Origin of the sequence: Sulfurimonas sp. NW15 (genome assembly GCF_051132285.1) — a bacterium.
Classification (GTDB): Bacteria; Campylobacterota; Campylobacteria; order Campylobacterales; family Sulfurimonadaceae; genus Sulfurimonas; species Sulfurimonas hydrogeniphila.
Genome location: NZ_CP093237.1, coordinates 528488 through 539633, shown reverse-complemented (window position 1 = coordinate 539633; position 11146 = coordinate 528488). Strand labels below are relative to the sequence as shown.

Annotated in this window: 13 protein-coding genes; 4 read left to right on the top strand and 9 right to left on the bottom strand. The window is 37.3% G+C overall.

Annotated elements, in window-relative coordinates:
* The first annotated feature begins 82 nt into the window (after nt 1–82).
* Complete coding sequence (locus MLC52_RS02705; protein ID WP_346389391.1) at nt 83–460, top strand: group III truncated hemoglobin; 378 nt, start codon at nt 83–85, stop codon at nt 458–460.
* Between the two features lie 5 nt (nt 461–465).
* On the opposite strand, the gene MLC52_RS02700 is transcribed toward MLC52_RS02705, so the two are convergent.
* On the bottom strand, nt 466–1608 hold the full coding sequence (locus tag MLC52_RS02700; RefSeq protein WP_434581189.1) for an NAD(P)/FAD-dependent oxidoreductase: 1143 nt from the start codon (nt 1606–1608) through the stop codon (nt 466–468).
* A 176-nt stretch (nt 1609–1784) separates the two neighbouring features.
* Here MLC52_RS02700 and rimO point away from each other — a divergent pair, with 176 nt between their 5' ends.
* Nucleotides 1785–3110 carry a 30S ribosomal protein S12 methylthiotransferase RimO gene (gene rimO, locus MLC52_RS02695; protein ID WP_434581187.1) on the top strand — a complete coding sequence of 442 codons (1326 nt, stop codon included), beginning with the start codon at nt 1785–1787 and terminating at the stop codon, nt 3108–3110.
* Entirely contained in the window at nt 3091–4083 is a 993-nt protein-coding gene (tilS, locus tag MLC52_RS02690) for a tRNA lysidine(34) synthetase TilS (protein ID WP_151900945.1), read from the top strand. Before rimO ends, tilS begins: the two co-directional genes overlap by 20 nt.
* On the opposite strand, the gene MLC52_RS02685 is transcribed toward tilS, so the two are convergent.
* The 8 genes from MLC52_RS02685 to MLC52_RS02650 are packed head-to-tail and all read right to left on the bottom strand — an operon-like array spanning nt 4029 to nt 9575.
* Nucleotides 4029–4586, bottom strand: coding sequence for a hypothetical protein (locus MLC52_RS02685; protein WP_151900946.1), 558 nt, complete (start codon nt 4584–4586; stop codon nt 4029–4031). The genes tilS and MLC52_RS02685 overlap by 55 nt on opposite strands.
* Nucleotides 4576–5109, bottom strand: a complete 534-nt coding sequence (locus tag MLC52_RS02680; RefSeq protein ID WP_151900947.1) for a hypothetical protein — start codon at nt 5107–5109, stop codon at nt 4576–4578. The genes MLC52_RS02685 and MLC52_RS02680 overlap by 11 nt, the downstream gene beginning before the upstream one ends.
* Nucleotides 5106–6143: a hypothetical protein gene (locus tag MLC52_RS02675; protein ID WP_151900948.1), complete on the bottom strand. Its 1038-nt coding sequence runs from the start codon at nt 6141–6143 to the stop codon at nt 5106–5108. The genes MLC52_RS02680 and MLC52_RS02675 overlap by 4 nt, the downstream gene beginning before the upstream one ends.
* Nucleotides 6137–6973, bottom strand: a complete 837-nt coding sequence (locus MLC52_RS02670; protein WP_434581184.1) for a tyrosine-type recombinase/integrase — start codon at nt 6971–6973, stop codon at nt 6137–6139. The genes MLC52_RS02675 and MLC52_RS02670 overlap by 7 nt, the downstream gene beginning before the upstream one ends.
* Entirely contained in the window at nt 6954–7409 is a 456-nt protein-coding gene (locus MLC52_RS02665) for a hypothetical protein (protein WP_346389385.1), read from the bottom strand. The genes MLC52_RS02670 and MLC52_RS02665 overlap by 20 nt, the downstream gene beginning before the upstream one ends.
* Entirely contained in the window at nt 7399–8022 is a 624-nt protein-coding gene (locus tag MLC52_RS02660; protein ID WP_434581183.1) for a lysophospholipid acyltransferase family protein, read from the bottom strand. Before MLC52_RS02660 ends, MLC52_RS02665 begins: the two co-directional genes overlap by 11 nt.
* On the bottom strand, nt 8015–9319 hold the full coding sequence (gene miaB, locus MLC52_RS02655; RefSeq protein ID WP_434581182.1) for a tRNA (N6-isopentenyl adenosine(37)-C2)-methylthiotransferase MiaB: 1305 nt from the start codon (nt 9317–9319) through the stop codon (nt 8015–8017). The genes MLC52_RS02660 and miaB overlap by 8 nt, the downstream gene beginning before the upstream one ends.
* A gap of 10 nt (nt 9320–9329) precedes the next feature.
* On the bottom strand, nt 9330–9575 hold the full coding sequence (locus MLC52_RS02650) for an HP0268 family nuclease (protein ID WP_151900953.1): 246 nt from the start codon (nt 9573–9575) through the stop codon (nt 9330–9332).
* Between the two features lie 352 nt (nt 9576–9927).
* Between MLC52_RS02650 and nusA the strand changes: the two genes are divergently transcribed.
* Nucleotides 9928–11064, top strand: a complete 1137-nt coding sequence (gene nusA, locus MLC52_RS02645) for a transcription termination factor NusA (protein ID WP_418641059.1) — start codon at nt 9928–9930, stop codon at nt 11062–11064.
* The last annotated feature ends 82 nt before the right edge of the window (nt 11065–11146 follow it).

The window sequence follows — 11146 nt, the reverse complement described above, 5'->3', positions numbered from 1 at the left end:
ATGTATTTCTGATTGATTTATATCAAGTAAACCTCTGCTATTATATAATATAATTTTATACAAAACAGACAAACGAGGTTTTATGCAATACCAAACTATTACGAAAAAAAACATTCGCGTTATGGTTGACCGCTTTTACAGCAGTGTACTCAAAGACGACCTTATCGCTGATTTTTTTATTGAAAAACTTGGGGATGAGATGATTTCGGATGAATGGCAGCATCATCTTAATCTTCTGACAGACTTTTGGGCAGCGATGACAACAGGCGACAACAGTTATAACGGTACCCCCATAACACCGCACTTGGATATGCCCGGACTTAACAAAGAGAGTTTTCAAAGATGGCTGGAACTTTTTTCTGAAACAATAGACAGACTGTATGAAAAAAAAGCCGCAGATATTTTTAAGACCAGAGGTGAAATGATTGCAAATAATTTTATGAAACAATTGAAACTTTAAATTTTTTATTTTATAAATTTAGCACAACTGTAGGCACTTGAAAATGCCCACTGAAAATTATAGCCCCCGAGTTCGCCCGTTACATCTACAACTTCGCCTATAAAATAGAGACCTTTTACTTTTTTTGATTCCAAGCCATTATATGTAAGCTCATCTGCCAAAACACCGCCTCTGCTTACCTCCGCTTTGCTAAAACCAAAATTTCCCGCAGGAGCAAAGATATAATTGTGCAATGTTTTTAATGCCTCTTTGTCATGTTTGCTCAGTTTTGTACACTCTTTGTCTTTAAAATCTATCGCGGACAAAAGAGCTTTTGCAAGTCTTTTTGGCAAAGGGATGAGTGAACTCACCAGTTTTTTACTCTTTTGCACCAAATCTAAAATATTTTTATTGGGCAAAAAGTCTATGCTTATTTCCCCTTTTTTCCAATAGAGTGAAGCAGAAAGTATGGCAGGACCGCTAATGCCTTTATGCGCAAAAAGCATCTCTTCTTTGAGCATTTTATCTGCCACCTTTACATGTACATAGCAGCTCAGCCCGCTGAGCTCTTTCATCCAAAACTGCTCTTTTTGCAGTGTAAGCCCGACAAGTGCAGGCGTAAATTCTTTCACACCGATACCAAAGCTTTTTGCAATTTGCAACCCTGCATCACTTGCACCAAGCGTTTGAAAACTTTTTCCACCGGTGGCTACAACAACTTTTTTTGCCGTGTATTTGTTTTTGTCTGTCGTAACTGTAAAAAAATCTTCTGATTTGCTTACATGTAACACTTTGTTGTTCAAAATAATTTCACTGTTTTTTGCATTTTTTTTCAATACATTGATAATATCATCCGAAGAATTTTTACAAAAATAGTAGCGTCCTTTTCTCAGTTCCAACGCTACCCTGTTTCTGTCCAAAAAGTCCAATAAATCATCTTTCGTGAATCGTTTAAAGGCTGCTGAGAGTAATCTCTCTTCACCGTCAAAATTATTTATCTGCACACTGACATTGGTAATATTACATTTACCTCCACCGGAAATTTTGAGTTTCTTGGCAGCTTTTTCATTGCCCTCGATTATAGCAATGCTCATTTTTTTACTCAGACTGCCTGCACACATCAGTCCACTCGCCCCGGCACCAAGAATAATTACATCATAGTTTTTCATAGACTAATTATACGGTATAATTACACAAATATATCGTAATTTAAAATCAATTTTGATCTTATTGCCTTAAATGAAGCAGCTTTTTTGGAGCCGGCACTGAAGTCCGGGTTCAAAAAAAGCCATTCAGAAAATGAATTTTAAATTGCCATGAAGCAAATACAATACAAAGAAGAGATATGAGCAACAAACTCCACATAGTTTCACTCGGATGTACCAAAAACCTGGTCGATACAGAAGTGATGATGGGAAAACTACAAAATTTTGAACTCACAGACAACAATGAAGAAGCCGATGTCATTATTGTCAATACCTGCGGTTTTATTGACGCGGCAAAAGAGGAATCAATCAATACCGTGCTTTCTCTGCATGATGCACGAAAAGAGGATTCACTTCTTGTGATGGCAGGCTGCCTGAGCGAGCGCTATCAAGAGGAGTTGACGGAGCAGATTCCCGAGGTTGATATTTTTACCGGTGTGGGTGATTATGACAAAATTGATGAGCTTTTGGTTGAGAAAAAGAGCCGTTTTTCTGATGAAGTATACCTTATTGACGGTGCTGAGCGTGTTGTAACAGGTTCTACATACCATGCCTACATCAAACTCTCAGAAGGGTGTAATCAGACATGCAGTTTTTGTGCGATTCCCTCTTTTAAAGGTAAATTAAACTCGCGTAATTTAGATTCTATCGCCAAGGAAGTTGAAGGACTTGTCAAAAAAGGCTACTGGGATTTCTCTTTTGTTTCACAGGATTCAAGTTCTTATCTGCGTGACCAAAATATCAAAGACGGACTTTCTCTGCTTATTCAGAGAATTGAACTGATTGAGGGTGTCAAATCTGCGAGAATTCTCTATCTCTACCCTTCAACTACAAGCATGAAACTTCTGAAAAATATTGCAAAAAGCAAAGTGTTTCACAACTATTTTGATATGCCTATCCAGCACATTAACGATAAGATGCTGCGTATTATGAAACGCGGATTCGGCAAAGAAAAAACACTCGAACTGCTGAACTACATGAGAAGCCTGCCAGACTCTTTTGTACGCACAAGTTTCATCGTCGGACATCCGCATGAAACAGAGGCAATGTTTGATGAGATGTGTAATTTTGCACAAAATTTCGGCTTTGACCGCATCAATGTTTTTTCCTATTCTGATGAAGAGACGACTTCAGCCCATGATATGCAAGATAAAATCTCAGAAAAAGTCAAAGCTGAACGTGCACAGATTCTTGGTGATATTGCAGCAGAGTGCACAAAAAAATCTCTTCAAAAAGAGGTCGGCAAAACCACACAAATCGTCATAGACGGGGAGAGTGATGAACATGAGTATCTTTTAAGCGCAAGAGAACTTATCTGGGCACCGGAGATTGACGGTGAAATTTATGTCAATGACAGAACGCTTGATGAAGATTTGGATTTTGGCAAGATTTATCCTGCTAAAATTACCGAGCTAGTCGGAAATATTCTTACAGCAACCGTAGACAATGCTCAAAAGCAAGACTAAAAAGGCCTTACAAACAACAAAAAACCTGCTGGCATTTTCTGCCGGAGGCGACTCTACTGCCCTGCTCTTTCTTCTTTTGGAAAATGACATCAAATTTGATATTGCTATTGTTGATTACGGAATAAGAGAACAAAGCAAAGAAGAGGTAGTCTATGCAAAAGCCTTGGCAAAAGAGTACGGCTTTACATGTAATGTCCATCACGCACAAAAAATTACAACTAATTTTGAAGCCAATGCCAGACAAATTCGCTATGATTTTTTTGAATCTCTTATACAGCAGAATAGTTACGACACCCTCCTCACAGCCCACCATTTGGGAGACAGGTTTGAATGGATGCTTATGCAGTTTTGCAAAGGTGCCGGTTGTGCAGAACTTGCCGGCATGCAGGAAAAAACACAGCGCAACGGCTATATGCTTTACAGACCACTGTTACATGTAAACAAAGAGGAACTTCTTGAATATTTGCATGGAAACAACATTAGATATTTTGAAGATGCAAGTAATGCGGACGAAAAGTATACACGCAACATTTTTCGGCACAACTACACAAACCCTCTTTTACAAAAATATGCACAGGGTATCAAAAAAAGTTTTGCCTACATGGATGCGGATGTAAGGGATTTGATACAGAGTACTTCCTTGCAAAAGATAAATGAACTCGCCTGCTTTCAAAAAACACCTACAAGAAGAAATGACATCTATCATATTGACAAATATCTCAAATCAATCAATCATCTCATGAGTGGCGAAGAAAAAAAATTGCTACAAATTCTAGACAGTTTAGTCATAGGCAGAAAGTATGTGGTGACGATGATGGCAGAGTATATTTTGATTGCACCCTATATAAAACCCGTCAATATGCCAAAAAATTTTAAAGAAAGAATGCGTTCTTTACATGTAGAACCGAAATTACGGGGCTATTTACTCACAGACCCGGAAGCAGTAGAATTTTTATCTTTGTTATTGGTATAAACTTTCATTGTGAATGATGACTTAATCATTTCTCCCTCACGCTTAAAATCTATAGGAAAATTTACGCCTATAATCCAGTCAGCCTTGTTGAGTGCATCTAAAAAATTATAGAAATTTTTTGGTGAACTGATTTTGGATGTTGTATTGACTTCATATGTTGCAAAACCCTCTTCATCTTTTGAGCGCTCCACTTTCATTACATGTAAGGATGAAAAAAAAGTTTTATATTTTTTTTCAAACCTGTCAGGGTTAAATGTCATATCAAATGCAGTTATAATATGTCTGTTCTTACTCTGTAAATCTTTGAGTGTTTTGAGGGTTTTGTCATAAAAATCCTGATATTTACGCAACTCTGCATTCTCTTTTCGCAGCTCAAGCCTGGATTCGCGATACTCTTTTCCTTTAGGAATAAGCAGTCCAAAAGAAAAAACAAGCACAAACAGAAACAGAAAAACAGATATCAGTAAAATATATAAATAGTGACGGGAAATTTTAATTTTCACTGTCTAACTCCTCTGTCTGTGATTCATCCATATAGTTTGTCGATACAAACATAAGCCAACCATTCTTTGCAGGATAAAAGCTGCTGTATGTTTTATGAAAAATTGAACGTAATGGCGCCTGGAGCATAAAATTATAAACATCTTTGTTTGGTGTTATACCATACAGTATCAAACCGTTTTTTAAAAGTTGTGCCCGCGAAAGCGTGATGCGTTGCGGCACCAGGTCAAACAGGTTTGCGATAGAATCTTTTAATACCATATTTTGTGTAAATACTTTTTCTGCTAAAGCCTTTTGCTTTTGAATAAAGCTTATTTGATTCTGCATATGACTGATACTGGCTTCAAGTTCTTTTTTGTGTTCTATGATTGATTGCTTATCCTGTATGAATGTATAATCTTTATAAAGCAAGAACGAATATGTTGCAAGAAGCATTAACAGTGTCATCGCAAAAAAAGTGAACACTATTTGCAATTCCGGTGTCAGAGGCGTCTTTTTTCTTGGTTTTATATAGCTGTATTTCATAAACCAAGCTCCAGCTTTGTGAGTTCACATAACTCGGCTCCAAGATCAGCCTGTCTTACATAAACATTAAAGAACATCTCTTCTTCAAGGTACTTTTTTAAATCGTTTGTCACCCCTGTACCATCGGCAATATAGACATTCTCTACAAATCTGCTTTCATATTTTTCATCTTTGTAAAAGTGTGAAACAGCCAACTGAATGAGTGTAAACCGCTGATAGTCTTCATTAAAAGATTCATTTTGTTCATCTTCAGGCAACGCATTCTCACTCTCAAACAGTTCTTCTTCAACATCTTTACTTTCGGAAAACTCATCGATGTCCTCAATCGAATCCAGATCTTCAATATCACCAAAATCATCTAAAGAATCCAAGTCATTCTCATCAACATCTATATCTTCCAAATCAATACCCTCATCAAGGTCCAGATCAAGATTTGTATCAATATCTTCATCTATTCCTTCATGAAGTGTAATATCTTCAGCTTCATCAGATGCAATCATATCCAGATGTTCTGCATAAAGAAGATTTGAATGTTCAAAAATAGCCACAGAAATTACATTGTTTTGAACAAGAACATACATTGCAAGATTTCCATTAATTTTATCCTGAAAAAAATTTGCCAAAAGAACAAAAGGAGAAAATATCATATCAACACCAATATCTTCATATTTGCGTTCTATCTCATAAATATCATTTTTTGCAGTATAAAAAGTCCATCTGTTTTCAAAGCATTTGTATTTTGACATAGACAAATCAAAATAATGGTCCAACTTGTTTTTTTCACATGAAGGAAGAGCTCCCTGCACCAAAGATGTATCTAAAACAGCTATGTAAAAGTAGGGAGACTCTTTTGTGTATTCAGAAATAAAATCATACATTTGTGTGGTGAGAGAGGTTGTTTGAAATTCAGAGTTTACCTCATCGATTACTCCTTTTTTTCCATATAATTCTATATGAACCAGGGTACTCTCTTTTTGGACAACAATATTCACCAGGACTTTAAGGTAAAAAGATTCCAGTAATCTGCTCAGCACTCGTTCTCCCCTAAGGGGTGTGCTTTGTTGTAATTTTGTTGTTTCAATGCACTGCCTAATTTTGTATATATCTGCGTTGTTGCCATGGATGCATGTCCCAACAGTTCACTGACATCCACTATCGGTGCACCTCCGTTTAACAAAGAGGAGGCATAAGAGTGACGAAGCTGGTGGGGTGTGACTTTCAAGGCTACACGCTTAAATATTTTAGTTATCATATATCTTAGACTATTTTCGCTTAATCTTTCGCCATTTTTTTCAAAAAGAAATTTTTTTAGCACAAAAGTTGACAAATATTCATCAATGAGTGTTCTTGTGGATTTGAGAAGCGGTATATCTCTTTGTTTATTACCTTTTCCTGTAACCCGTATCCATTCATCCGAAATATTTTCCAGTTCCAGTGATGCAAGTTCAGAAATACGCAACCCCACAGTATAGAACATACTCACCAGCAGTTTTTCTTTTAAATCACACTTTTGCAAAGCTTCCAAAATATGTTCATGAGAGATGGGCTTTGGCAGTGTCTTTGCAACCTTTATACTCTCATCCGCCTGCAAGGTTACATGTAAACCCTGTTCTTGTACAAATGCAACAAAACTTCGAACAGCGCTTAATTTTTTACTAATTGTTTTTGCATTTAAACCAGCGATGAAAATCCTGTAAGGCATCAAATTTAAAACGGTATGCCCGTTTTCCTCCACTGTCTCTATGTATCCGAATGCTTCACTCAGAACATCTGCATAGGTTTTTATCGTTAAATCTGAATAGCCTCTGTGCTCTTCCAGGGAGGTGAGAAAATCTTTTTTGTATTTATCTATTGACTTTTTCAAGAAGCTTCTCAAAATCTTTATAATATTTTGCTGCTTCACGTACTAACTTTTTATCTGTAATTACGCTTGGAGCAAGTTTTTTATAAGAATCCACCATTATCTCACTCATCAGTTTTATTTTGGCTCTGTCCGCATCACTTATGGTCTCTTTAGCTGCTATAAGATTAATCTCAGTCATATACTCTTTTGCCTGATCTATGTATTTTTTATACTTTATGGAAGTTTTGGACTGTGCCATTATTGTTGCAGCCATGCGGTTGTATATGTCTAGGCTGAAGGCCTCATTGGCACGTTTATAGGCTTCTTCATAATCACCAATCTCATAATAATATTTCGCTTCTATGGACTTTTCATAAGAGGGATTGACCAAAAAGTAGATACCCATAATTACTAAAAAAAGAGCAGCCAAAGCCGGAAAAAAAAATTTATTGTTCATGTTTGAGTAACCCCTTTTTAATCAAGTCTCTGGCCTCTTCAAGTGCAAGCCCTTTTATATCCAGCAAATCACTTATATAATAGGTAATTGTACCAAAAGGTTTGGGAATTACAAACTTATCCCATGAATTCAGCTGCCAGTAACTGCTCGGTTTGATCTCTACAAGGGTAATTTTCACATCTGCTTTTTGTGCCATGACGATGATCCCGTCAGCAACCTCATGCCGTGGGCCTTTTGGCCCATCCGGGGTAATGCCCAGGTCATATCCCTCTTTTAAAGCCTTTATCCCTTGCAAAAGCGCTCTTGCAGCATTGCGTCTGCTTGAACCCCGAATCGTTTTAAAACCAAAATAACTGAGTGTTTTTGCGATGAGTGTGCCATCAAAATGATCTGAAATTATAAGTTTTACATGAGGAGTTTTTCTGTAGTGTAAATAGGCATAGGGAATCATCAAAAGTTCCCCGTGCCAGCAAGCCATTATGAAGTTCTCTTCACCAAGTGTTGCAGGCGCATGAAAAACTTTTTTATTTGTAAGGTAGAGTAGTTTTATAAGCAAAGAGCCTGTAAAGGGAAGGAAGTAAAGTGCAAGAGAACGGCTTATCTTCTTAAGCAACGACTTCGCCTGTTAAAATTGTTCTGCCGATAGAAGTAATTTTAACATCTCTAAACTCTCCTAACAACTCTTCGCTCCCTTTGACTTTGATTACGAGGTTATTATCACTTCTGCCTGAAACAAAATTATCTTTATTTAGATTTTCAAAATAAACACGAAAAGTTTGTCCCAAATACTTTGCATTGATCTCATCTAAAAGTTCATTATGCAATGATTGCAGATACGAAAGTCTCTCTGAAGCCACTTCCTCATCTACCGTATTTGTAAAATGCTGTGCTTCTGTTTCAGGACGAGGAGAATATTTGAATGAAAAAATCTGATCAAACTTTACCTGTTTCATCACATCAATTGTCTCTGCAAAATCTTCATCACTCTCACCGGGAAAGGCGACTATGATGTCTGTTGATATACTTACATCAGGACACTCTGCGCGCAGTTTTTGCACACGGTTTAAGAACCACTCTTTTGTGTACCCGCGTTTCATATCTTTGAGCACTTTGCTTGAACCGCTTTGCAGTGGCATATGCATAGATTTGCAGATTTTAGGATTTTTGGCAAATTCTTCTATAAATTCATCATCCATATGAAAAGGGTGCGGTGAAGTAAAACGGATACGTTCCAGGCCCTCTATTTTTGAAAGTCTTCGCAATAATTCCGTAAAATTTACCTTTTCATGTTCACTTGATGAAAAACGGCGCCCGTAATTGTTGACATTTTGCCCGAGTAAAAATACTTCTTTTGCACCGTTGCTGACTGCGCGTTTTGCTTCATTGATAATCAAATCATCAGGAATCGAAATTTCATCTCCGCGTGTTTTTGGAACAATACAAAATGTACACCGCTTGTCACAGCCTATTGAAATGTTGATATATGCTTTATAGGGGGATGTTCTAAAATCATCAAAAGCAAATTCACTCTCATCATAATTTATGTCTATTTCCACAGCTTTGTCTTTATGTAAAACTTCACCGATTTTAGAAACATTTCTTGCACCCAGAACAAAATTAACATAGGGTGCCCGTTTTATAATCTCTTCACCGAGATGAGAAGCGGTACATCCGCATACACCGATTTTAGCCGAAGGTTTTTTTCGTTTGTTAAAACCGCCGAGCTCGGAGAAAAGCTTATGAACAGGACGCTCTCTCACAGAACAGGTATTTATCAAAATAAGGTCGGCCTCTTCAAGGGTCTGTGTCGTTTCATACCCCTCTTTTTCGCGTAACTGTGCTATCATATGTTCAGAGTCACGAGAGTTCATAGCACAACCCAAGGTTTCAATAAATAACTTTTTACTCATAAACTGCTCTTTAGCTCATGATGTGAACTTGGTACATGTAGTCATTGTCTGACAATCCGTACTTTACTTCACTCATATAAAAACTTTTTCCCATTGCTTCGTAATGGTCTTGCAGTTCGAGTAAATCTTTATGTGAATTTTCTCTGTCAAAATAAAATATTATACTCTCATTTTTTTCTACTTCTGCATCCAATTTAGCTAAATCAACTTTTTTCGGTTTTGCTTCTAAATCAGTTCTTGCAAATTTCAAATCCATTACTTATTCCTTTAATTTATTCTATACATTCAAGGGAACCTTTTTATTCCCTATTTACATGCCAAAGAAAATATACCCTCATGGGGTACCTTGATTCCTTTGACTGCGTTAATACCCCGAGGGTACTTCCTCGCTTCACTTACAGCGCACAGGTTTCCTTCGACAGGAAGTCCACGCCGCATTGCGGCTTTTTATAACTCATAAAAGTTTTGGATTATACTCAAAATCTACTAAAAATTGGGTTAAAGCTATTTTTAGTAGATTTTGGATACAATTATATACTTCAATTAAGAAATCCCCCGTCATAGCAATTATCAATGTCAGATTTCTTAAAAATACTAAGGAAATACCTATGGAAAAAATTTTAGATATAGCCGAAGCAATCGGTCATGAAAAGGGTTTACAACCTGAAAAAGTAATGGAAGCACTGAAAACTGCTTTTGTACAAACTGCAAAACGTGTAATCGGACAAAACTTTGCTTTTGAAGCAGATGTTGATGAAGATACAAAAAATTTAAAAATTATTCAGACAATCACAGTTGTTGCTGATAATGATGAAAAACTCCAGGATGAAGAGATTGCCCCCGCATATATTTCACTTACCGAAGCAAAAGAGTATGATGATCAGGTAGAAATCGGAGATCAACTCCAAATTGACCATGACCTTGAGGACTATGGCAGAACAGCCGCTTCACAACTTCACCGTGAAATAGAGTACCATATACAAAGACTTGTGGAAGATGAAATTTATAACAAATACAAATCCAAAGTAGGTACACTTGTCAGCGGTCGTGTTACACGTGTTGATGCACAAAACAACACATACATCGAAGTGGATGAAATTCGTGCAGTTTTACCAATGAAAAGCCGTATAAAAGGCGAAATATTTGAAGTGGGTGATCACATAAAAGCGGTTGTAAGGCGTGTAAATATGGACAAAGAAAACGGGATGCAAATCGAACTTTCTCGGACAAGTCCAAAATTTTTAGAAGCACTCTTGGAACTTGAAGTGCCAGAAATTGCAGAGGGTTCGGTCATCATAGAAAAGTCAGCCCGTATTCCGGGTGAGAGAGCAAAAATCGCTCTTATAAGCACACACCCGCAAGTGGATGCTGTCGGTGCAACAGTCGGTGTCAAGGGTGTGCGTATCAATGCGGTAAGCCAAGAGTTGATTGGTGAAAACATTGACTGTATAGAATATACGACCATTCCTGAACTTTTTGTATCACGTACAATGAGTCCGGCTATCATCTCTCATGTAGAAATTGTCAAAAACGAAGAGGGCGAAAATGAAAAAGCCATCATTACACTGCCTGCCGACCAAAAAAGCAAGGCAATCGGAAAAAGCGGTATCAACATCCGTCTGGCTTCAATGCTCACAGGTTTACAGATAGAACTTGTAGAAAATGATGCTGTCACTACAAATGAAGACGGTACCGTAGAAGAGAAAAAAGAGAGTGTTGATGCGTTGGAGGCACTTTTTAGCTAGAAAAATTTTTGGAATCGGTGCATTAGTGCCGGCTGTTGTTACACTTATACCAATTTCGGCCCACCCTACAGAAAAAAATTTA